This window comes from Microbispora sp. KK1-11 (assembly GCF_006874435.1).
In the GTDB taxonomy this organism is placed as follows: domain Bacteria; phylum Actinomycetota; class Actinomycetes; order Streptosporangiales; family Streptosporangiaceae; genus Microbispora; species Microbispora catharanthi.
Genome location: NZ_VIRJ01000021.1, coordinates 134,401 through 157,345, shown reverse-complemented (window position 1 = coordinate 157,345; position 22,945 = coordinate 134,401). Strand labels below are relative to the sequence as shown.

Sequence of the window (22,945 nt, the reverse complement as noted above, 5' to 3'; positions counted from 1 at the left end):
ACCCAGGTGACTCGGAGGCTTCCATGTCCCGCACGACCAGGCTGGTCGCGGTGCTCTTCGCGCTCGGCTTCACGATCTTGCAGCCCTACTTCGGCCAGCAGGCCGGAACGGTGCCGGCGGGCACCGGCTACGACACCGCCAACCGCTGCTACGCCCTGGTTCTCGCGGTCCTGGTGTGGCTGTGCGTGCTGCTGCGGCGCCGTGCGGGCGAGGCCACGGCGACGCTCGGCGTGGGCGCCGCGGCCACGGCCACCGCCGGAGTGGCGTTGGAGTTCTGGGTCGGTCCGCTGCAGGACCGGCCGCTGTCGGCCGACGCGCAGCGAGCCGGCCTGCCGGACAGCGCCATCTGGTGGGGAAGCAACGCCGGTTTCTGGGCGTTCGCCGCCGCGGCGATCGTGCTGGCCGTCACCACGATCGTGTGGGGCGCACGAGCCGGTCGGCGCGGCACGCTTCCACGATCGGTCGCGCTCGCACTCGGGCTCACCGGCCCGCTCGTCGTCGTGAACTTCGGCTTGACGAACTTCGGCCCGGTGGCCGCCGGTGCCGGTGGCCTGCTGCTGGCCGGTCCGTGGCTCTTCGCGGCGCTGCCGTCCCGTGAGCGGCGGGAAGCCGCCGAGGACGCGCGACCGGCCCGAAACCCCTGATGGCGGGGCGTTTTGCACACGCTCCCTCCAGGCGACCCGGGCCGGTTACCGTGCCGGAAGCCGTGCGGGGGCGGCCAATTTCGGGCCAGCGAATCTCCAGACGAGGGCGGTTCCATAACTCGGTGATAGGGGCGAACTGATAGATCCACGTGACAGCGGAGGTCGGTTACGTTGACGGCACCCCCCACAGACAAGGAGAGCCCCACATGCTCCACAGACGCACCGTACTCGCCGGATGCGCTCTGGCCGTCACGGCCCTCGCCACGGTCGCCACCCCCGCCATGGCCGAGCCGAACAACTCTCCCGCCTCCTCCGCCGTCAAGCCCCCGCCCGCGATGGTGGACGCCATGCAGCGCGACCTCGGGCTCACCCCCGCCCAGGTCGACGCCCGCCTGGCCAACGAGGCGAAGGCCATGTCCACCGACGCCAAGGTCCGCGCCGCGATCGGCGACGCCTACGCCGGATCCTGGGTCTCCGGCGCCACCTCCGAGAGCTTCATCGTCGCCACCTCCGACGCCTCCAAGGCGGGCGCGGTGCTGGCCGCCGGTGCGCAGCCGAAGATCGTCAGCCGCAACCTCGCCGCCCTCGACTCCGCCGAGGCCGCGCTGGACCGGGCCGCCGCAGACGCGCCCGCCTCCACGTCCGTCTGGTACGTCGACGTGCTCAGCAACAGCGTCGTCGTGCTGTCCTCCAACACCGCCGAGGCCGCGGCCTTCGTGGCCGCGAGCGGCGCCGACAAGTCGGCCGTACGCGTCGAGCAGTCGAACGAGCAGCCGCAGACCTTCTACAACCTGCAGGGCGGCGACGCGTACTACATCAACAGCTCCGCCCGCTGCTCCATCGGCTTCCCGGTGCGCAGGGGCAGCACGCCCGGCTTCGTCAGCGCCGGCCACTGCGGCCGCGCCGGCAACACCACGACCGGCTACAACCGGGTCGCGCAGGGCACCTTCCAGGGCTCCTCGTTCCCCGGCAACGACTACTCCTGGGTCTCGGTCAACAGCAACTGGACGCCCACGAACATCGTGTCGTACGGCAACGCGAGGGTGAGCGGCTCCAGCGTCGCCGCCGTCGGCTCCTCGATCTGCCGGGCCGGCTCGACCACCGGCTGGCACTGCGGCACCGTCCAGCAGCTCAACGCCAGCGTCCGCTACTCGCAGGGCACGGTCAGCGGGCTGACCCGGACCAACGTCTGCGCCGAGCCCGGTGACTCCGGCGGCTCGTTCATCTCGGGCAGCCAGGCCCAGGGCATGACCTCCGGCGGCTCGGGCAACTGCTCCTCCGGCGGCACCACCTACTTCCAGCCCGTCAACGAGGCCCTGTCGGTCTACGGACTGACGCTGGTCACCAGCTGATCCCGGCCGATCGAAGGAGGCTCCCCCGCCGGCCCGTCACCGGGTTCGTCGGGGGAGCTGCTCAGCGGGGGAGCCTTCGCCATAGGGGCCGGGGCAGCAGGCGCATGACGGCGAACGCGAGCCGCAGCCGCGCGGGCACCCATACGGTCACCTTCCGCGTGTCCAGGGCATCCACGACCGCGTCCGCGACCTCGGCCGCCGTCACCGACATCGGGGCGGGGGTCATCCCCCGCGTCATCCGGCCGATCACGAACCCCGGCCGGACGACCACGACCCGGGCCCCGGAGCCGTGCAGCGCGTCGGCCAGTCCCTGGGCGAAGCCGTCCAGCCCGGCCTTGGCCGAGCCGTACACGAAGTTGGCCTTCCGCACCCGCACCCCGGCCACCGACGACAGCACGACGAGCGTGCCGTGGCCCTGCTCGCGCAGCCGGCGTGCCGCGGCCAGGCCGATCGAGACGTGGCCGCCGAAGTTGACCGCGACGTCGCGGGCGGCGGCCACCGGGTCGGCGTCGTAGACCGCCTGGCTGCCGAGCACGCCGAACGCCGGGATCACCACGTCGAGGTCGCCGGCCTTGGCGGCGGCCTCCTCGATCAGGGCGGCGTGCGTCTCCGGGCGGGCGGCGTCGAAGTCCAGCACGTGGACCTCGGCCCCGAGCCGTTCCAAATCCTCGACGGGTGCGATCGCGCCGCGTGCGGCGAGCACGACCCGGCGGGCGCCCCGCCGGACCAGCCGCTCCACGATCGCGAGGCCGATCTCGCTGCGCCCGCCGAGCAGCAGGACGGTGTCGACCGAGCCCAGCGCGTTCCTCACAGCCACTCCCTCGACGACGGAATCAGCACAGGCGCAGCCTACGGGCGAGGTCGGAGACGAAGACGCCGTCCGGGTCGGCCCGGCGCCGGATCTCCCGCCATTCCCCCAGCCGCGGGTACGTCGCGGCCATGGTGGCGGCCGACATGCGGGAGTCCTTGGCCAGGTAGAGGCGGCCCCCGGCCGCGGCGACCCAGCCGTCGAACTCGGTCAGCATCGCGGCCAGCCCGCTCTGCCCGGCCGGGATGTCCAGGGCCAGCGTCCACCCGGGCATCGGGAACGACAGCATGCCGGGCGTGCCCGCCCCGAACCGCTTCAACACGGTCAGGAACGACACGACCCCCGCGCCGGACAGCCGCTCGACCACCCGGCGCAGCGTGTCCTCCGCCCCGAGCGGCACCACGAACTGGTACTGCACGAAGCCGCGCGGGCCGTACATCCGGTTCCAGCCGCCCACCCCGTCAAGAGGGTGGAAGAACGGCGCGACGCCCTGGACGATCCGGCGCGGGGCGGCGGGGGCCTTGCCGTACCAGGCGGCGTTGAAGGCCCGCACCGTGGCCCGGTTGAGCAGGCCGCCGGGCGCCCAGGGCGGGGCGGACAGCAGGGGCCGCGGCGCGAAGGCGAGGGGGTTCCCGCGCGCGCGGGCGGGCAGGTCGCCGGGCTCGGCGTGGTCGCCGCGGGTGAGCACGCCCCGGCCCATCCGCCCGCCCCGCGCGAGCAGGTCGATCCACGCGACCGTGTAGCGGTGACCGTCGTCGGTCGCGGCCATCGTCTCCAGGGTCTGGTCGAGGTCGCGGGTGCGCTCGACGTCCACCCGCATCCACGCGGTCTCGATCGGCACGCACTGGAACGTCGCCTCGACGATGACGCCGGTCAGCCCCATGCCGCCCACGGTCGCCCAGAACAGGTCGTCGCCCGGTTCGAGCGTACGCACGCTTCCGTCGGCGGTGAGCAGGCGCAGCGAGCGCAGGTGGGCCCCGAAGGAGGAGTCCACGTGGTGGTTCTTGCCGTGCACGTCGGCCGCGACGGCCCCGCCGACAGTGACGTACCGGGTGCCGGGGGTCACCGGCACGAACCAGCCGCGCGGGACGAGCGCGGTCATGAGGTCGTGCAGGCTGACCCCCGCCGACGCGGTGACGAGCCCCCCGGAGTCCAAGCGCCACGGACCCAGGCTCCACGATGGCTCGAGCGCCGTGCAGTCGAGCACGAGCCCGCCCGCGTTCTGCGCGGCGTCGCCGTACGCGCGGCCGAGGCCGCGGGCCACGACCCCGCGCCGGCCCGCCTTCGCCACGAGTTCTGCGGCCTCCTCGGCGGTGCGCGGGCGGGCCACCGTCGCACGCGTGGGCGCGGTGCGCCCCCATCCCGTCAGCAGCGTCATGCCAGTTGGATACCGCATGCCAGCAGGATCAGCATCAGCGCGAGGAAGACCTGGAGCGGCCGGTCACGCAGCACCAGTTCCTCGGGTTCCTCCCCCACCCCACGGTCGACCAGCAGCGCGTGCCGCAGCACGACCAGCACGAACGGCACGATGCTGAGCGCGCAGAACGCCTTGGCCGGCCCGGTGTGCTCCTGGAGCGCCCACAGGCAGTAGGTGACGATCATCGCCCCCGAGGCCATGACGCGCACATGGCCGAGGTAGCTCGCGGTGTACGTCTCCAGCGTGGCCCGGGTGACCTGGCCGTCCCCCGGCCCGGCGCGGAGCTCGGCCTCCCGCTTGCCGGCCACCAGCAGCAGCGAGCCGAGCGAGACGACGACCAGGAACCAGCTCGTCACCGGCACGGCCACGGCGACCGCCCCCGCGTAGGCGCGCACGACGTGGCAGCCGGCCACCGCGACCAGGTCCACCACGGGCTGGTGCTTGAGCCAGAGGGTGTAGGAGAAGGTGAGCGTCAGATAGGCGGCGACGACGGCGGCGAGCGGCCACCCGCCCGCGAGCCCGGTGAGCAGGCCGGCCGCCAGCAGCGCCGCGCCCGCGGTCCGCGCGAGCCGTACGGACACGATCCCGGCCGCGATCGGGCGCAGCCGCTTGCGGGGGTGGCGCCGGTCGGCGGCCACGTCGGCCGCGTCGTTGAAGAGGTAGGAGCCGCTGGCGGCCAGGCAGAAGGCGGCGAACGCGACGAGCGAACCGCGCAGTCCCGCCCCGGTGGTCAGCACTCCTGCGGCGGCCGGGGCGGCGAAGACGAGCGCGTTCTTGAGCCACTGCCGGGGCCGGCAGGCCCGCAGCAGCCCCGCCGCGCGCGAGCGCCGGGAGGGCGTGCCCGCCGGAGGCGTCGCCACCGGCGGGCCCATCGGCGGGTTCAGGGTGCTGTCCCGTTTCACGGCTCGGCCGGCTTTCCCGGGTCAGTCCACGCGGCCCGGCCGCAGCAGCAGCCACACCCCGACGACGGCGAGCGCGAGCCCGAGGATGAGCGCCACCAGCGGGAGCGTCGTCTTGATCAGCGTGATCTGGGCCATGTTGTCGCGGGCCGTCTGGACGAGCTCGCCGACGGTCTGCGGCGTGAACGAGGCGGTGGCGATGAGGGCGGGCATCCGCTCGACGCCGTCGGCCGTCTTCAGCACCTCGTGGCGCTGCTGCTCCTGCTTGACCGGGACGCCGGTGGTCGGCTCGACCCAGAAGGTGTTCACGCCGTCGTAGACGCGGTCGACCTGGATGTCGCCCTTGCCCTTCATGTGAAGCACGGAGGCGGGCGCGCTGAGCTTCTCGATGGGCGTCGGCGGGATCTGCTGCACGAACCGGTAGACCCGCAGGCCGTTGACCGTGTCCTCGCCGTCGAACGTCGCGTCGTACGCCTTGCGGGTGTCGGTGTTGAACACCTGGTAGGTCTTCTTCTCGACGCCGAACGGGAACAGGAAGATCTGGCCCTGCAACTGCACCGGCTGCGCGCCCGACCCGCTGTTCACGCTCGTGCCGCAGCAGGTGACGCCCTGTCCGTTGTATTTGTTGAACGCGCTGCGGAACTGCGACATGGAGATCTGCGGATTGTTGTTGGTCACGTCGTTGGCGTTGGTGAACTGGTCCCACACGACGTGGTCGTCCTTGGCCTCCTTGACGTCGCCCCTGGTCGTGACCGTGATGTCGAGGGTGCCGGTGAGGACCTTCAGATCCCGCTTGCTGAAGTACTGCGCGTTCTCGGCGGTCAGCCGCGTGATGCTGTACTGGTTCGCCGGCGCCTGCACGAGTTTGTCCGCGACCTGGAACCTCAGCAGCGGCGCGAGAACGACAAGGAACGCCCCGAGTCCTACGAGGACCACTCCCAATCCGCGGCGCATCGCTCCTCCTGGGGCAGGCCAGTTACTGCCTATTTGTCCTGAAACACGTTCCTATTTCGCTGTATGTTAGACGGGGCAGTGACCGACGTCACCAGGGATGCGGAAAAGTGACCGAAACAGGTTCTAGCTCGACGGCGACTCGTGACATGTTACCGGCCGGTTCGCAACCCGTTCGTGACACACCCGTGCTTTCCGGTCGGGTTCCATCCGGACATGTGGACGCCCTCGACGGCGTGCGGGCGCTCGCTGCCGTCGCCGTCCTCGTCTTCCACGTCGCGATCGAGTCGGCGGCGGCGTTGCGGGACAACTTCTTCAGCAGCCTGCTCGCCCGGGGAGACGTCGCGGTCCCCATCTTCTTCGCACTGTCCGGGTTGCTCCTCTACCGGCCCTACGCGCGCGCCGCGCTGCTCGGCGAGCGTCCCCCGGACACCCGCGTCTACCTGATCAAGCGCGCCCTGCGCATCCTCCCGGCGTACTGGCTGGTCGTGGTCGTGGCGATGGTGCTGTGGGCCGGGCCGCACGTCGGAGACGTCAAGACGTGGCTGCAACTGCTGCTGCTCGGCCAGACCTACGAGATCCACCCCTGGTGGTTCGGCCTCGGGCCGCGCGGGCTCGCCCAGATGTGGAGCCTGTGCGTCGAGGCCGCCTTCTACGTGCTGCTGCCGCTGGTCGCCGCCGCGCTGGCGGCGTACGCCCGGCGCGGCGGCCCGGGTCTCGACACCCGCGCCCGGCGGCTGCTGACCGGCGTCGCCGTGCTGGCCGCCTCGTCGTTCGCGTGGGCGCTGCTCACCTACTTCCCCGTCTACCGGCCCTACCTGAACACCTGGCTCCCCCGGGCCTGGGTGTTCTTCGCGGTCGGCATGGCGCTGGCCGTCGTCTCCGAGTGGGCCCGCCAGGAGGAGAGCGGGCGGGAAGACGGCGAGAACGGCCCGGCGCACCGGTTCGTCCGGGCCGTGGGCGCATCGGCGGGCTCGTTCCTGCTCGTCGCCGCCCTCGCGTACGCCGTGGCGGCCTCGCCGCTGACCGGCACGCGCTTCAGCGGCGTGGACGGCGTCTGGGCGGACCTGTCGGAGCTGGCCCTGTACGCCACCGTGGCGGCCGGGCTGGTGACCCCGGCCGCGCTGCTGCCGGCCGGGGGCTCGCCGTACGGCCGCTTCCTGGGCAGCCGGGTCATGCGCTTCCTCGGCCGGGTGTCCTACGGCGTGTTCCTGTGGCAGTTCGTGGCCCTGTATCTCTGGTACGACTTCACCCAGCAGCAGGCGTGGAGCGGCAACTTCGCCGGCAACCTGGTCGTGGTCGGCGCGCTCACGCTGCTGCTCGCCACGCTCACCCATCGCTTCGTCGAGGAGCCGGCGAGGCGCCTCGCCCGCTTGGCGACCTCTTCGCGGAAGGGGACGCCGAAGGGGACGCCGACGGAGTCGGAGACGCCGACGGGGACGGCGGCGGCGGCGCCGCGGCCGTAGGGGCGGGTGCTCCGGGCACCGGGTCGCCGTAGGCGAAGCCCTTCAGGCAGACCGCCGCCGGGTCGTCCAGCCGGATCAGCAGCCCCTTGCCGATGGCCGTGACCGGGAACTGCACCAGCGCGCCGCCGGAGCCGGTGGCGTGGAACCGCAACTGCCCCCGCTGCCCGTTCATCTCGTAGCTACCGGTGCCGGCGCGCTTGGCGGTGTAGGCCAGCCCGGCGATCGGCCCCGGCCCGCCGAAGGACACGACGTCAGGGAAGAAGATCACGTCGCCGAAGAGCGGGAAGCACGAGCGGCCTCCCGGCGGCACCACCCCGATCGACGCCTTCACCTCGGCCGGCGCGAGCCCGCCCTTGTCGTCGAAGACGAGCGCGTGCTCCGACGGCTCGGGCACGCGCATCCGGGCGCGCAGCGCGGGCCGGGCGAGCGGGGCCAGCAGGTGGTGGCTGAGCCTGCGGTTGCCGTTCCACGGCAGCACGATGTCCTCGGGGAGCGGGCTTGAGTAGATCACCGCCGTGTCCGGGGCCTTGGCGAGGGAGGCCCGTACGGCGGCCAGGTAGGCCCGCACCCGGTCTCCCGACAGCGTGTCGCGGTAGTTCTGGATCGACACGATCGACATCGCGAGGTAGGCGCCCGCGAGGAGGCCCGCCGCCGTCGGCAGCCCGCTCCCGGCGGGAATCGGCCGCCGGTAGGGCTCGGCCTCGTCCCGCAGGGGCAGCAGCGCGAGCCCCAGGCAGACCGCGAGCACGATCGCGGCGTCCGCGACGTAGCGGGTCTCGGAGCCGACGACCTGGGTGAGCCCGGTCCCCCGTGCGATCGCCGTCGGCACGCCGTCCGCGGCGACCAGATAGCCCGCCAGGACCAGCCAGGCGCGCGCCGCCCTCCGCCGCCACAGCACGGTGGCGACCACCAGGGCGGCGAGCACGGCCCATCCGGCGGCCACCAGCAGCGGGCTGGGGTCGGCAAGACCGCCGTTGGGCAGCACCGGGCCCCACGACAACGGCCCGCCGACCACCCCGGCGGGGAAGACCTGGCCGAGCAGGCGGCCCAGCAGGTCGGCCGCGTCGCCCGGCGCCGGGACGGCCGCGCCCTCGCCAGGCGCGGTGCCGCGGCGGGCGAGGTACAGCGCCGCGTATCCGCCCATCAGCAGCACGTACGAGCCCCACAGCCGCCAGTGGGAGCGCAGCTCGCGGAGCATGAGCGCGATCCACGGGCCCGTCCACGGCCGCAGGTGCGACGTGGTCAGCGCGAACAGCAGGAACGGGACGAAGACCCCCTTCGTGCTGAACGCCATGCCGGCGAGGACCCAGTAGAAGGCCCGGCGGGCGTGCCGCGTCCCGCCCTCCCTGGCCCACCTGACCTGGGCCGCCAGAGCCATGACCAGCGCGAGCTGGAGCGGCACCGCGTTGACGGCGGCCGACCACCAGCCGAACGCCGGCACCGTCAGCGGCGAGAACAGGCCGAGGGTGAGCGGCAGCAGGATCCCGGGCCGCGCGCCGAACAGCCGCACGAGCAGCCGCAGCAGCATGACCGCCACGGCCGCCTGGACGGCGAACGTGACCGCCGAGACCAGCAGCCAGTCGTACGGCGACAGCCGCGACAGCACCCAGGTGAGCCCGAGCGCCCCCGGCATCAGGTGACCCTTGTGGACGCGGAACAGGAAGTCGAACGTCAGGGAGTGCTCGTAGGCGTCGCCCACGAACAGGAAGTCGTCCTCGACGAAGGAGGAGGACGTCAGGACGGGGATCCGGACCGCCAGCGACGCCGCGACCAGCAGGACCGCCGTGATCATGACAGGGTTCGCCAGGGCCTCGCGCCATCGCGGCAGCGCGATGCCCGGCCGTCCGGTACGCACGATCTGAGTCATCGGGATTCTCCCAGCGCCATGGGGCAGAAGGGGGTACAAAAGGGGTGTTATGCTCCGGCGCACCCGACAGGAGAGGGACGTCGTGCACGCCGAGCTGTTCCGCGCCGACCTGGCCCGTTCGATTCGCCTGTTCAGCGCCTTCCGCAAGGAGCAGACCGACCCCGACTTCTTCTACGGCCTGCTCGCCCGTGACACCGTCGCCCAGCTCGCGGCGTACGCCGACCTCGACGGCGCGCTCGTCGCGGACGTCGGCGGCGGGCCCGGCTACTTCACCGACGCGCTGCGCGCCGTGGGCGCGCGGCCGGTGTGCGTCGACTGCGACGCCGGGGAGATGAGCGCGCGCACCGGCTCCGTCCCCGACGGCGCGGTGCTCGGCAGCGCCCTCGACCTGCCGATGAAGAGCGGCTCCGTCGACGTGTGCTTCTCCTCCAACGTGCTGGAGCACGTGCCCGATCCGTGGCGGATGGGCGACGAGATGGTGCGGGTGACGCGGCCGGGCGGCATCGTCTACCTGTCGTTCACCAACTGGCTGTCGCCCTGGGGAGGCCACGAGACCTCGCCGTGGCACTACCTGGGCGGGCACCACGCCGCGCGCCGCTACGCGCGCCGCCACGGCCGCTCCCCCAAGAACGTGTACGGCACGAGCCTGTACGCCGTCTCGGTGGCCCGGGCGCTCGCGTGGGCCAGGCGGCATCCCGGCGCCGACCTCGTCGACGCCCTCCCGCGCTACCACCCTCGCTGGGCGACCCCGGTGATCCATCTACCCGGCGTTCGCGAGATCGTGACCTGGAACCTGCTGCTGGTGCTGCGCCGCCGCTGACCCCCTCGGCCGGGTCGCGATCCGGGAGGCGACGGCGAGCACCACGGCGAGCACGGCGGCGAGCAGGCCGCACGCCAGCGGGATCCACTCGCGCGTCAGCAGGATCCACCGGCGGAACCTGGCCGCCTCGTCCGCGAAGGCGCGCACCTCGGCGGTGCTCGTCATCAGGTCGGCGTCGAAGGCGACCTGCCGCTCGACCTGGTCGAACGTGCGCAGCGTGTCGCGCCGCCGCTCCTGGGTGCGCACGGTCAGCCCGCTCTCCGGCTCGACCCAGATCGTGCGGGTGATCTCGGTGTACCTCGCCACGGCGACCCGCTCCTCCCCCGGCATCCCGACCGTCGTGCCGGGCACCGGGCCGGGCAGGTCGGCCGTCTTCACCGGCCCGGCCGAGTAGGTGTAGCGGTAGGTCGGCACGCCCTCGACGATCTCCTCGCGCTCGAACCGCATCGGCGCCTCCCGCCGCAGCACCGGGTCGAACATCGTGTACGAGCGCGGCTCGGCCCCGGCGGGCAGGCGGAAGGCCAGCCCGGTCTGCCGTACGCCGGGGTCGTCGTCGACGTACTCCCCGCAGCACTCGACGGCCAGGCCGGTCCGCCGGTCGAAGGCCGTACGGCGCTCGTGGTAGTCCACGCGCTCGCCGTCGCGGGTGTCGAGCGAGGAGAACTCCACCCAGACGGCCGTACGGTCGTCGCCCGCCTGCGGATCGCCGTAGACGGCCACCGTGTTCTGCACCGGCACGTTCCGGTGCAGCCGGAAGGTGGCGGTGTCGAGGTAGGTGGCCGAGGGCGAGACGAGCCGCTGGACGCGGGTCTGCTCCAGCGGCAGGACCGTGGTGCGCGGGTAGACGTAGAAGTGGAACAGCGCTCCCACGGTGATCAGGAAGGCGATGCCCGCCAGGAGGAGCGTGCGCCGAAGCCGTACGAACGCGCCCGTCATCGAGCCACCTCCCCCTGCTGGTCCCGTACGGCGGCCAGCAGCCGGGCGAGCACGACGAGACAGAGCGCGTCGGCGGCCGGGCCCTGCCCGGAGGCTTGGGCGAGCCCGGCGAGGCCGAGCGCGACGAGCGCCACCCACGCGGAGGCGGCGTGGCGCGCGAAGGCCCGAAGGCGGCTCGGCCCCGCGTGCTGGGCGCCCGCGATCCCGCGCAGCCACAGGAACACCGCCAGCGCGGCGGCGACGACGACCACGCCCGCCACGCCCCCGGCCCACAGCCCGGCGACCGGCGCCGCGATCCACACCCACGGCGTGCGGACGCGGCCCGGCCCCACGGCGCGCAGCCGCGAGCGGCCGCGCACCAGCGCCAGGGCCACCACCACGAGGGCCAGGCCCAGCCCGGCGAGCAGCGCGATGCGGTAGGCCGGGTCGGGCTCGTAACGCAGCACCACCTCGCCGCCGCCGGCCGGCAGCTCCCAGGCCTGCCGCCACCCGTCGAGGCGTGCGGGTGTCAGCCGCGCGCCGTCGAGGTACGCCTGCCAGCCGGCGTTGTAGTTCTCGTTCACCACCAGATAGGACGGCGCGGCGGCGGTGACCCGGAGGCGGCGCTCCTGCGGCCCCCACGACGTCACCGTGGCGGGGGTCGCGGTCACCGCCGCGCTCTTCTCTCCCACCCTGGCCTCTCCCGCTCCGTCGTCCAGCACCACCGAGCGCACCCGGAAGGCGTCGCCCGGCGCCATGCTGACCCGGCTGCGGCCCTCGGTCAGGTGCACGGGCGCGCACCCCGAATAGGTCAGCGGACGGCCGTTGAGCACGTCGTCGAGCGTGCCGCCGACCACCCGGGTCGGCACGTCGTCGCCGTCCACCCGCAGCGTCGGGCCATAGCCGCAGGGCAGCCGCAGCGGGATGGCGCCGAGGCCGCCGAGGGGCTTCACCCCGGGGATGGCGATCTCGGCCACCTCGATCGCGCGGGAGGCGGGCGCGGTGAACTCGATGGTGAACTTCCGCGTCTTCAGCGCGGGGAACGTGAACACGCCGTCACGGTCCACCCAGCCCTGCACCGCCCTTGTTTCCGAGAGCGCTGCGCCGGCGCGCAGCGTGAGCCTCACCGGCGGGATGCCCTGCGCCGAGTCGGGGAACAGCACGCGGATCCGGGAGAACGTCCTGGTCCTGCCCAGGTCGATCGACAGCGTCGGATGCCGGTCGAACGGCTGGGCGTACCACAGCGTCGAGGGATCGCCGTCCATCGCCTGGCGGCCCAGCACGGCCCCGTGCTCGGCCGCCGTGGACGACGCGCTGACGTGCGGATACTGGTTCGGCAGCGTGGTGATCAGGTCCGCCGCCTTCGGATCGGTGAGCACGGCCTGCCCGCGCACCGTGCGCACGCCGTCGCGCGCCACCGGGATGAGCCGGTCGAAACCGTAACCGTCCTCACCGATGATCTGCAGCCGTGAGGAGCAGGTCCAGGTGACCGAGCCCCGCATGCACGCGTCGGCGTCCCCCTGCTTGGTGAGCAGCACGGTGCCCGGGTCGCCCGTGCCGGTGCCCGTGTTGGATGTGTCCGGCACCGAGATGGTCCGCACCGCCCGCACGCCCGGAATGCGCAGGTCGGTGATGCCGACCCGGCTGCCGAGCGCGGTCCTCGGCTCGTACGCGAGCCTGGTCACCCGGATCCGCAGCCACGAGCTCTTCCCTGGCGCCGGGCGCAGCGGCTGGAGCGCGTCGGTCCGCGCCACCGCGACACGGCGGACACCGCGCTCGGTCTCCAGCGCGACCTCCGCCACCGGCGGGCCGATCGCCCCCTGCTCGAAGGCCGCCGAGATCTCGGTCAGATCCACCTCGCCGGTGAAGCGGACCTCCAGCCACTCTCCGGCCGCGCCGTGCCAGCCGTCCGACCGCCATCCCGTGCGCGGATCCTCGTCGAGCGCGGCGTACGGCTGCCGCCCCGGGTCGCGCTGGCCCACGGCGGCCGTGACGGCGGAGTCCGCCGACGAGGCGGTGACGTCCTTCACGTCGAGGTAGCGGGCGGTCGAGGTGGCCGCCGACCAGGCCGGATCGGTGAGGTCGGTCGAGACCGGCGCCTGGTTGCCCGTCAGCGTCGCCGACGCGATGCGCCGTACGTCACCGAACACAATGTCCCGTTTGCGCAGTGTGTCGGTGAGGATCATGTCGCGGGCGGGGATCGCCGCCGCGCCCGGCTCGTCGCCCACGAGCACCGGGCGGTCGCCGGTGAGCAGTCCCTCCTCGGCCAGGTCGAGCACGGCCTCGGGGGCGCCCTCCACGTGCAGCGTGCCCGCACGGGGCACGGTCGAGGCGAGCGGTGCCGTTCCGGGGATCTTGTAGACCTCCAGCGCCGGGTAGGGCTGGTCGAGCCAGCCCGAGGCGGTGCCGTTCGCGGTCAGGCCGACCAGCGGCCCGAACTCGGCGGTCCTGGACAGCCCGGAGTCCTGCAGGGTCTGGTGCACCCGGGCGGGCCAGGCGGTCCCGAGCGTCTCCCTGACCAGGTCGTTGCGGATGAGCAGGTAGGTCACCCCGGCCCGGCGCAGGGCCTCGGTCAGGCCGGGCGAGCCGTGCCCGGTGGCGAAGCGCTCGTCCACCGCCTGCACGACCCGGGCCAGGCCGGGCGATCCCCACGGCACGTTGGCGTGGGTGGCCCAGCGCACGGTCAGCAGCGACTGCATGGGCTCGTCGAGCGGGCGGCCCCACAGATACTCGCCCCGGGCCGAGCCGGGCATGGCGAGCACCATGCCGTCGCCCGCGTTGCGGTTCAGCCAGGCCGCCGCCTCGCGCCAGTAGGCGGGGAGGTCCGCGAAGGAGCCGCGGGCGGTCACCCCGGCCGTCGCGACCGGCACGATCGTGAGCGCGAGCAGCCCGGCCGCCACGGCGGTGACCGGCCTGCGCAGGCGCACCGGCCCTGTGATCGGCAGGGCGACGGGAAGCGCGGCCAGGCCGAGCGCCAGCGGTAGCCGGATCAGCGCGTCGAACTTGTGCAGGTTGCGGAAGGGCGCGAGCGGCCCGTCGAGCAGGTCCCTGACCTGGCCGGTCCAGGGATGGGCGAGGTCGCCCGCGTGGCCGGCGGTGACGATCAGCAGGCCGGCGATCACTGACAGGACCAGGAACGTCCGCTCGGGGGTCGCCCTGCGGACGACGCCGGTCAGCCCGAGCCCGGCCACCAGCGCCGTGGCGGCGACCAGCCACGGCACGGTGGCCTGGTCGTAGGCCGCGGGCAGCCACGGCTGCCCGTCCACCGGCAGGAACGAGATCCAGCTGGACGTGCCGCGCAGCGTGTTCACCAGTGAGGTGACGCTGGTGGTCGCCGACGCCGTCTCGATGAACGGCAGGAACGAGAAGATGTAGCGCCCGAGCAGCAGCAGCGGGACGATCCACCACATCGACACGAGGCCGACGAACAGCAGCCACCAGCCGAGCAGGGCCCACGTGCGCCCGCCGTGGCGGCGGCTGAGCAGGTAGACGAGCGGGACGACGAGCACGGCCAGCTCCGCCGCCGCGTTGACGCCGCCCGCGAACAGGAACGCGGCGGCCGACAGCGCGGCGGCCCGGCGCGGGCTCGCGCCCTCCCGCGTCCCGTAGACCAGTGGCAGCAGCACCCACGGCAGCACGGCGCTCGGCTGGAACTCCGAGGAGTTGATCCCGATCAGGGCCAGCGCGTGCGGGGCCAGGGCGTAGGCGAGGGCGCCGAGGATCCGGGTGCCGGGCGAGCCGATCCGCATGGCCCGGGCCAGTCGCTCGGTCCCGAGGAACGCCGCGCACAGCACGAGCGACATCCACAGCCGCTGGATGTCCCAGGCGGGCATGTCCATGGCCCGGAAGAGCACGTAGAACGGGCCCATCGGGAAGAGGTAGCCGTACGCCTGGTTCTGCAGGTGGCCGAAGTAGGCCGGATCCCACAGGTGCAGCGCGCGCGAGAGGAACCCCAGGGGGTTGACCGCCATGTCGAGCTTGGTCTCGGAGATCACCGCGCCGGGCGCGGTGTTGAAGGCGACGGCCGCGAGCAGCAGGCAGCCCGCCAGCAGCCGGAGCCGGTGCCGCATCGCCCGGCCCGGCGGCGCGGAGCGGGCGGCGGGGGCCGGCTGCGGGGCCCCGGCGATCTCCTCCGGCGCCGGAGTCATCGCCTCCCCGGAGGGACCGGGCTCCTGCGGCTGGACCGAGACGTCAACGGACACGGGCGCGCTCAGGACTTCTCACGGAGGCTCTCGGCACACTTCTCGGGATACCGCGCGGGGAGCTCGCCGAGCTCGCCCGCGACCAGCCTGGTCATCGTCGCCCCCGTCTTCCCCCAGGTGAACTCGCCCGCCCAGCGACGGCACGCCCGGGCCATCCGCGCCCTCGTCAGGGGGTCGTCCAGCTCCCGCAGCGCCTGGTCGACCACGTCGGCGAGCCGCTCGCCGTCGCGCACCAGCCACCCGGTCACGCCGTGCCGTACGGAGTCGCGCAGGCCGGCCACGTCGTAGGCGACGGTGGGCACGCCGAGCGCCGCCGCCTCGATCACGGTCAGCCCCCATCCCTCGAACTCCGAGGCCGTGACGTTGAGCCTGGCGCCGCTCAGCACCGCGTTCTTCTCCGCCTCCGGCAGGAATCCGTGCAGGTGGACGCGTCCGGCCACGTCGGCCCTGCCCGCCCGCTCGGCCAGCCGGTCGTGCTCGGGGCCCCGCCCGACGACGTGCACGTGCAGGCCGGGACGGCCGGGCGCCAGCTCGGCGGCGAGCTCGACCACCCGCTCGACGCGCTTGTGGCCGACCAGGCGGCCGAGGTAGACGACGGCCGGGTCGCCCGGCACCGGCTCCCTCGCGACGGGCCTGGCGGTCGGGCTGCCGTTGGGCACCACCTCGATCGGGGCCAGCCAGCGGAGGCGCTCACGCAGCTCGTCGCGGGAGGACTCGGAGACCGTCACCGTCGTGCACCGCCGATACAGCAGCCGCGCCACCGGCCCCTCGATGAAGCAGCCGATCCGCGCCAGCCACCGGGGGAAGAACGCGTAGAACTGCCGGTCGTGCACGTGGTGGACCACGCAGATCACCCGCGTACGGCGGCGTGCCACGACCGGCGAGAAGAACGGGATTCCGTTCATGCAGTCGATGATGACGTCGAACCGGCGGCGGCGCAGCAGCAGCCAGAGCGGGACGAGAAGGTAGACCAGATACTTGTTGCCCATCCTGCGCAGTTCGATGCCGTCACGCGACTCGCCGCGGGTCTGGTACCGCTCCCGGCTGGTGACGAAGTGGACGCGCGCCCCCTGGCCGACGAGGTAGGCGGAGACCCGCCAGGCGTACTCCTCGGCGCCGCCCGCGACGGTCTGGCTCGGTTCGCGGAAGTTCAGCACGGCAACGCGCACGCCGTGCAGCGGGGGAACGGCGGCCGGAGCCGCACCTGCGCCGGTGGCCGCGAGATGCGGCCTGTCGGGCGGCTCGGGAAGGGCGGCCGGGCGCCCCGAGGACTTCGCCTTCGCACCCTGTGCGACCACGACCACTCCTTCGGGTGACGCGTCTTCGCGGCGAGTTCGGGGCACCGGGGACGCGGCCCCCCGTTACAGGTGGTCCCGGGGCGCGGCGGGTGAGGCGGTGCGGCGAATCGGGGCACGGACGCATGAGGGCATGGCGAAACCACGCCCCTGACGAACTGGGTCTTCGCGGGGAGTCCTTTTCGAGGGAGTCCTTATGAAACGGGCGTCAGGTCTGGTGCGCTCACCTGTCGCCGTAGTTGTAGAGCGGCTTGTTGGGCGGCTCGGCGGTGGGCGCGGCCACGTTGACGACCGCCACGGAGGCGACGCCGGCGAGCACGGCCCCGACCGCGAGAGCAGCCAGCACCTTCAACACGGATGCTTCCTCCTCGTCGAAACGCGCGGTGCGCCGAGATTAGAACGTGATACAGCTCCTACACCATAGCCTTGGTCAAACCGTGATAAAAAGACTTACCGTCCAGTATGCCGCGAGTCCTGGATCTTGGCTGATCACAGCCGCACCAGGAGTAGTTCCGGGCCCCTGTAGACGGGGGTCGCCCCCGGCAACCGGGACAAGAACGTGTTCTCGTCAACTCCTCCGGCGAGCACAAACCGCACCCCCTCCCGCTTGAGCGCCCCGGTGAGCGACGCCGTCGCCGGCCCCGCCAGCAGCGCGCCGATCCGCCGCGCGCGGGGGCTCTCGGCGGCCACCCGGATCCGTCTCCCGCCGCCCGTGCCGACGACGAGCGCGTCGTTCCACACCACCGGCCGGGAGAACATCTTGGTGGCGGGGTCGAGGACCACCCGGCCGCCGTTCCAGGGGAACGCCCGGTAGGCGCTCCAGGGCAGCGACAGCAGCGCGCCGGGGGCGGGATCCCCGTTGACGACGGCCTGGACGCGGCGCCACTCCTCGGGATACTCGGCCGTCCCGAGCCTGCCGAACGCGCCAAGCGCGAACGTCGGCAGGGCCAGCACCGGCACCGCCACCGCGACCGCCGCGACCGGCGCGGGCATGGCGGCGCGGAGGGCCGCCATCGCCACCGCGACCCCCACGGCCTGCGCCGCCGCGAGCGGCGCGACGTACACCTGAGCGTCGCGCAGCGGGCCGAACCCGGCCCACCAGCCGATCAGGGCGCGCGGCACGCCCGGCGCGAACGCCCCGGCGCACGCGATCAGGACACCGGCGCACGCCGCCGCGGCGAGGCCGGGCCACCACGCGGGCCGCCGCACGGACCCGAGCCGCACAGACCCGAGCCGCACGAACCCGAGCCGCACGAACCCGAGCCGCACGAACCCGGCGACCGCGACGAGGGTGAGGGCGAGACGGACGGCGGCGAGCGCGGGCATGTCCTGTCCGGGCACGGTGGCATGGGAGTTCCAGATGCCGCCGAGGGTGAGCAGGCTGCCGAGCGTCCCGAACGGCCCGTCCGCCCGGGGCGCGAAGGCGGCCACCCCGGCGGGATCGGCCGTGGCGTCCGCCCCGAGCACCGATACGAGCGCCGGGACGAGCCACGGCAGGCTGAGCACGGCGAAGACGCCCAGTGGCGGCGACACCGACGACAGCACCGCCCGCCAACGCCTGCGGGCACGCGCGCTCCCGCCCGGCTCGACGGGCCGCGCTTCCGCGTGATCCGGCGGCTCCGGCCGGTGGGCGGGGAGTCGCCGCAGCGCGGCCACGGGGAGCACGGTCAGGGCGCTGACGAGCATGGCCTGGAACCCGCCCACGGCGGCGGGCAGGAGGGCCACCGCGAGCCGCAGGGCCCCGCCGCGCGCCGCGGCGCGCACGGCCCAGGGCAGCCCGGCGTATCCGAGCAGCAGCGCCCACTGCCCGATGAGCAGGCGCTGGGCCAGGTAGGCGTTCCAGGCGTAGAACGCCGCCGCGGCCAGCCGGGGCACAATCCCCCCTCCCGGCAGGACGTCGCGCGCGAGAGCCCCGGCCCCGGAGGCGGCCAGCACGAACAGCCCGAGCAGGATCGCCTTCTGCACGATCTGCGCCGGCACCACGGCCGACAGCAGCGCCACGACCTGGTCGCTCGGCACGGCCCGGGGGAAGCCGTCACCGAGGCGGAGCGGCGGGTCCGGCACGAAGACCATGTCGTAGCGCAGGACGAACCCCGGCCCGAGGGCGGGCCCGAGCGCCAGCACCCCGAACGCCAGACCCAGCGCGGCCGGCCACCACCGCGCGAGCGCCGGCCCCGGGGCGGCGCCGTCACGCCCCCCGAGGCCAAGCCACGCAAATCGGAAGGGCCGCCACATGCCGTACAGGCTATTGGGCCTTTCCTGAGGTCCCGGCGGCAACCGGGGCGTGATCGGCCCGCGCGGCCGAGGGCGTCCGCGGCAGGGCGAGGTAGGTCAGGGCCAGCCCCGCCAGACTCAGCACCGCACCGGCCAGGCCGGTCCAGCGCAGAGCGCCCGCGGAGACGATGAGGCCGCCGACGGCCGAGCCGGCGGCGGCGCCGAGGTTGAAGGCGCCGACGTTGGCGGAGACGGCCAGCGTCGGGGCGTCGCCCGCGTGGCGCAGGATCAGCCCCTGCAGCGGCGCGATGGTGGCGGTGGCGAGCAGGCCGAGCAGGAGGACCGCCGCCACGGCGGAGGGCTGCCGGACGGCGGCGAACGGAAGGAGGAAGAGCACGCCGGTCAGCCCGCCGAAAACGCCGCGCACGGTGGCGCTCACGGACTTGTCGGTGAGCCGGCCAGCGAGGAGGTTGCCGAGAAAGCTGCCCGCTCCGTACGCGAGCAGGAGCCCCGAGACCGCGGCGGCGGAGAAGCCCGACACGCGCGTCAGCAGCGGGGCGATGTAGGTGAACACCGTGGCGACGCCGGAGAACCCCGCCGCGGTGGTGGCGATGGCCAGCACGACCGGGCGGCGGGTCACCACCCGGATCTCGTCCAGCAGCCGCGTGGCCGGGGCCGGCTGCCTGGGCAGGACGACTGCGAGCAGCACGACACCCGCCAGTGCCAACCCGGTCAGGACGGCGAACGGGATGCGCCACCCCGCGCGCTCCCCGAGCAGCGTGCCCAAGGGCACCCCCAGCAGGGTCGCCACGGTGAAGCCGGAGGCGACCGCGGAGATCGCCGTGCCGGTCTTCTCCCGCGGCACCACGCCGGTCGCCATCACGAGCGCCAGGGCGAGGAAGGCGGCGTGGCTGAACGAGGAGACCAGGCGTCCCGCCAGCAGCAGCGCGTACGAGGGGGCCGTCGCGCTGATCGCGCTGCCCGCCGCGAACAGCAGCATCAGGCCGAGCGCGAGTCCCTTGCGGGGCGTCCTGGCGGTCAGCGCGGCCACGACGGGCCCGCCGATCACGACTCCGAGCGCGTAGACGGTGACCGCTTGCCCGGCCGCGCCCACGGACACCTTCAGGTCCGCCCCGACCTGGGGCAGCAGCCCGGAGATCAGGTATTCCGACGTTCCGACGACGAAGACGCTCACGCACAGGGCGGCGAGCGTGGCGAAGGTCTTGCTCATGGCGAGGACGCTAAAGTCTCACATGGATGTGAGAGTCAAGTGGAGGAGCCATGCGCATCGGCGAGTTGGCACGGCGGACCGGCGTCCACGAGCGCCTGCTGCGCTACTACGAGGAGCAGGGCCTGCTCCATCCCGAGCGGCGTCCCAGCGGTTACCGGGAATACGGCGACGAGGACGTCAACACCGTCCGCCGTATTCGCAGCCTCCTGGCCGCCGGTCTGAACACCTCCACCATCGCCGCGATCCTTCCCTGCCTGCGCGACGACGGCGACCGGCTGATCCCGACGTGCTCGGATCTGCTCGCCGACCTTCACCGGGAGCGAGACAGGATCAGACGGTCGATCACAGACCTGCAGACGTCCCTGGGCGCGCTCGACCGGGTCATCGCCGCGGCTCCGCCCGATGTCAGGCGCCGCGCGCTCGCCACACACGACGTCGGCCATTGAGATCGGGGCGGGCCGGCGACCGGCCCGCCCGATCACACGAGGGCTACTTGCCCGGCTCCGGGTCGCGGGGCAGGCCGAGCATGCGCTCGGCGATGATGTTGAGTTGCACCTCCGTGGTGCCGCCGTAGATCGTCATCGCACGGGTGGCGAGCACGGCGCGGTTCCAGTAGCCGGCGTCGCCGAGCTTCCAGTCGGCGGCGGTGACGGCGGCCGGGCCGAGCAGCGAGACCGCCACCTCGGAGACGTGCTGCGCGTGCGCGGTGGACAGCAGCTTGCGCACCGACGCGTCGGCGCCCGGCTCGCTGCCGGCGAGCTGCTTGAGGGTCACCCGCAGCGACAGCGCGTTGATCGAGTGCGCTTCGCAGACCACGCGGGCCAGGTCCTGCCGCTCGGCGGCGGTGAGCTCGCGGCCCAGCCGGCCGGTCAGGCCGACCAGGTCGGGCACCGAGGCGCCGGTGCCGCCCGAGCCGGACGACAGCGAGACCCGCTCGTTCGACAGCGTGTTCCTGGCGACCCGCCAGCCCTCGTCGACCTCGCCGACGACCAGCTCGTCCGGCACGAAGACGTCGTCGAGGAACACCTCGTTGAACAGGTTCTCCCCGGTCATCTCGGTCAGCGGCCGCACGGTGACACCGGGTGCCTTCATGTCCACCAGGAAGTAGGTGATGCCGTCGTGCTTCGGCTTGGAGGTGTCGGACCTGGCGATGCAGATGGCCCACTCGGCGACGTGCGCCACCGACGTCCAGATCTTCTGGCCGTTGAGCTTCCAGCCGCCCTCGACCTTCTCCGCCTTCATCTGCAACGACGCGAGGTCGGAGCCGGCCCCCGGCTCGGAGAAGAGCTGGCACCAGATCAGCTCGCCGCTCAGCGTCGGCGGCAGGAACCGCTCCTGCTGCTCCGGCGTGCCGTACGTGACCAGCGACGGCACCACCCACGCACCGATGATCATCTGCGGCGGCTTGATCTTGGCCGCCCTGACCTCCTGGTGGATGAGCACCTGCTCCAGCGGGGAGGCCGCGCGGCCCCAGGGCTTGGGCAGGTGCGGCATGACGAAGCCCGCCTTGGCCAGGGCCCGCTTCTGCTCGACGCCCTCCAGGGCGGCGATCCCGGCGAGCTCCGCCCGGATGGACTCGCGCAGCGGCTCCGACTCCTCCGGCAGGTCGATCTCCATCTCCCGGGCGACGCCCTGGAGCGCGAGCGCGGCCACCCGGTCGGACCACTCGGAGGAGGAGCCGAGCAGCGCGCGGATGGTCAGCGCCCTGCGGTAGTACAGGTGGGCGTCGTGCTCGAAGGTGTAGCCGATGCCGCCGAACGTCTGGATGGCGTCCTTGGCGCACTGCACGGCCGCGTCGGGCGCCATGACGGCGGCGATCGCGGCGGCGTAGTCGCGCTCGGCGCCCTCCGCCCGGGTGGCGTCCCAGACCGTGGCCCGGGCCTGCTCCAGCGCCACCAGCATCCGCGAGATCTTGTGCTTGATGCCCTGGAACTGGCCGATCGGGCGGCCGAACTGCACCCGGACCTTCGCGTAGTCGGCGGCGGCGGACACACACCAGGCCGCCACCCCGGCCGCGTCCGCGCCGAGGACGATCGCGGCGATGTTGCGCACCTCGGCGCCGGTGAGGCCGGTCAGCACCCGCTCGGCGGGCACCTCTACGCCGTCCAGTTCGACCTTGGCCACGCCACGGGTGAGGTCGAGCGACTTGACCGCGGTGATCGTCGCCTGGGCGGCGTCGACGGCCACCCACTCCTCGCCGCCGTCCGTGGCCACCGGCAGGACCAGCACGTCGGCGACCGCCGCGCCGAGGACATACCCGGCCGCGCCGCTGATCGTCAGCACGTCGCCGTCGCGGACACCGGTGATCTCGCCGTCGAGCGCCACGGCACCGGTCAGCGATCCGTCCGCGAGCCCCGGCAGCAGGTCGGCCTGCGCCTTGCTCTCGGAGGCGAGGATCGCGGCGCCGGCGAGCACGGTCGGCACCATCGGACCGGGCGCCACCCGCTCCGACAGCGCCTCGATCGCCACGGCCGCCTCCAGGAGGCCGTAGCCGGAGCCGCCGAACTCCTCCGGGACGTGCAGCCCGAGCAGCCCCTGGCCGGCGAGAGCGGGCCAGAAGGCCGGGCGCTCCTCCGTACCCGGATCGGCGAGGACACCCACCGCGCTTCGCACGAGGTCGGCGGGCACGGCCCGCTCGGCCCATCCGGTCACCGACTCGCGAAGCGCCTCGTGCTCCTCGCTCAGCCCGATCGCCATAAGATCCTCCAGCACTAGGTCCTTGTAGAACCATATTCTAGAGGAATATTCGCTGGCTAGGCCGGGGCCGAGCACCCCGGGTATCGGCTGTCCCGGGCACCCGTCATGACCTGCGCGTGGTCCGGCGTGCCGCCTTGCGGCGACCGTTCCCGCAGGTAGACAGGGGA

Annotated in this window: 16 protein-coding genes; 5 read left to right on the top strand and 11 right to left on the bottom strand. The window is 73.4% G+C overall.

Annotated features, from left to right (window positions below; genetic code table 11):
* Positions 1 to 23: 23 nt before the first annotated feature.
* Together FLW16_RS27255 and FLW16_RS27250 are read left to right on the top strand one after the other, a co-directional pair.
* Positions 24 to 644, top strand: a complete 621-nt coding sequence (locus FLW16_RS27255; RefSeq protein WP_142562985.1) for a hypothetical protein — start codon at positions 24 to 26, stop codon at positions 642 to 644.
* Positions 645 to 850: 206 nt separating this feature from the next.
* Positions 851 to 1,996, top strand: coding sequence for a S1 family peptidase (locus FLW16_RS27250; protein ID WP_142562984.1), 1,146 nt, complete (start codon positions 851 to 853; stop codon positions 1,994 to 1,996).
* A gap of 61 nt (positions 1,997 to 2,057) precedes the next feature.
* On the opposite strand, the gene FLW16_RS27245 is transcribed toward FLW16_RS27250, so the two are convergent.
* Genes FLW16_RS27245 through FLW16_RS27230 form a run of 4 tightly spaced genes read right to left on the bottom strand, consistent with a single transcriptional unit; the run spans position 2,058 to position 6,074 of the window.
* The gene (locus tag FLW16_RS27245) at positions 2,058 to 2,807 is read right to left on the bottom strand and encodes a decaprenylphospho-beta-D-erythro-pentofuranosid-2-ulose 2-reductase (protein ID WP_142562983.1); all 750 of its coding nucleotides are present in this window, start codon (positions 2,805 to 2,807) and stop codon (positions 2,058 to 2,060) included.
* A gap of 22 nt (positions 2,808 to 2,829) precedes the next feature.
* Positions 2,830 to 4,200 (bottom strand): FAD-binding oxidoreductase, encoded by a 1,371-nt coding sequence (locus FLW16_RS27240; RefSeq protein ID WP_185949611.1) that lies wholly within the window; start codon positions 4,198 to 4,200, stop codon positions 2,830 to 2,832.
* Positions 4,179 to 5,093, bottom strand: coding sequence for a decaprenyl-phosphate phosphoribosyltransferase (locus FLW16_RS27235; protein ID WP_142563010.1), 915 nt, complete (start codon positions 5,091 to 5,093; stop codon positions 4,179 to 4,181). The genes FLW16_RS27240 and FLW16_RS27235 overlap by 22 nt, the downstream gene beginning before the upstream one ends.
* A 51-nt stretch (positions 5,094 to 5,144) precedes the next feature.
* Positions 5,145 to 6,074: a DUF3068 domain-containing protein gene (locus tag FLW16_RS27230; RefSeq protein ID WP_142562982.1), complete on the bottom strand. Its 930-nt coding sequence runs from the start codon at positions 6,072 to 6,074 to the stop codon at positions 5,145 to 5,147.
* A 215-nt stretch (positions 6,075 to 6,289) separates the two neighbouring features.
* On the opposite strand from FLW16_RS27230, the gene FLW16_RS27225 reads away from it, so the two are divergent.
* Together FLW16_RS27225 and FLW16_RS27220 are read left to right on the top strand one after the other, a co-directional pair.
* The gene (locus FLW16_RS27225) at positions 6,290 to 7,537 is read left to right on the top strand and encodes an acyltransferase (protein WP_260615630.1); all 1,248 of its coding nucleotides are present in this window, start codon (positions 6,290 to 6,292) and stop codon (positions 7,535 to 7,537) included.
* Positions 7,538 to 9,453: 1,916 nt separating this feature from the next.
* Positions 9,454 to 10,224 carry a class I SAM-dependent methyltransferase gene (locus tag FLW16_RS27220; protein ID WP_142562980.1) on the top strand — a complete coding sequence of 257 codons (771 nt, stop codon included), beginning with the start codon at positions 9,454 to 9,456 and terminating at the stop codon, positions 10,222 to 10,224.
* Here FLW16_RS27220 and FLW16_RS27215 read toward each other — a convergent pair.
* The 6 genes from FLW16_RS27215 to FLW16_RS27195 form a co-directional block, all read right to left on the bottom strand.
* Complete coding sequence (locus FLW16_RS27215) at positions 10,165 to 11,160, bottom strand: DUF3068 domain-containing protein (RefSeq protein WP_142562979.1); 996 nt, start codon at positions 11,158 to 11,160, stop codon at positions 10,165 to 10,167. The genes FLW16_RS27220 and FLW16_RS27215 overlap by 60 nt on opposite strands.
* Complete coding sequence (locus FLW16_RS27210) at positions 11,157 to 15,341, bottom strand: alpha-(1->3)-arabinofuranosyltransferase (protein WP_260615629.1); 4,185 nt, start codon at positions 15,339 to 15,341, stop codon at positions 11,157 to 11,159. Before FLW16_RS27210 ends, FLW16_RS27215 begins: the two co-directional genes overlap by 4 nt.
* Positions 15,342 to 15,349: 8 nt before the next feature.
* Positions 15,350 to 16,639 (bottom strand): glycosyltransferase family 4 protein, encoded by a 1,290-nt coding sequence (locus tag FLW16_RS27205; protein WP_142562978.1) that lies wholly within the window; start codon positions 16,637 to 16,639, stop codon positions 15,350 to 15,352.
* 220 nt (positions 16,640 to 16,859) lie between these two features.
* Complete coding sequence (locus FLW16_RS45415) at positions 16,860 to 16,991, bottom strand: hypothetical protein (protein WP_256862666.1); 132 nt, start codon at positions 16,989 to 16,991, stop codon at positions 16,860 to 16,862.
* 134 nt (positions 16,992 to 17,125) lie between these two features.
* Positions 17,126 to 18,871 carry a hypothetical protein gene (locus FLW16_RS27200; RefSeq protein ID WP_260615628.1) on the bottom strand — a complete coding sequence of 582 codons (1,746 nt, stop codon included), beginning with the start codon at positions 18,869 to 18,871 and terminating at the stop codon, positions 17,126 to 17,128.
* Positions 18,872 to 18,881: 10 nt separating this feature from the next.
* The gene (locus FLW16_RS27195; protein ID WP_142562977.1) at positions 18,882 to 20,081 is read right to left on the bottom strand and encodes an MFS transporter; all 1,200 of its coding nucleotides are present in this window, start codon (positions 20,079 to 20,081) and stop codon (positions 18,882 to 18,884) included.
* A gap of 50 nt (positions 20,082 to 20,131) precedes the next feature.
* Between FLW16_RS27195 and FLW16_RS27190 the strand changes: the two genes are divergently transcribed.
* Entirely contained in the window at positions 20,132 to 20,527 is a 396-nt protein-coding gene (locus FLW16_RS27190; protein ID WP_142562976.1) for a MerR family transcriptional regulator, read from the top strand.
* 43 nt (positions 20,528 to 20,570) lie between these two features.
* Here the strand turns inward: FLW16_RS27190 and FLW16_RS27185 are convergent, their stop codons facing one another.
* Positions 20,571 to 22,778: an acyl-CoA dehydrogenase gene (locus FLW16_RS27185; protein WP_142562975.1), complete on the bottom strand. Its 2,208-nt coding sequence runs from the start codon at positions 22,776 to 22,778 to the stop codon at positions 20,571 to 20,573.
* Positions 22,779 to 22,945: the final 167 nt, after the last annotated feature.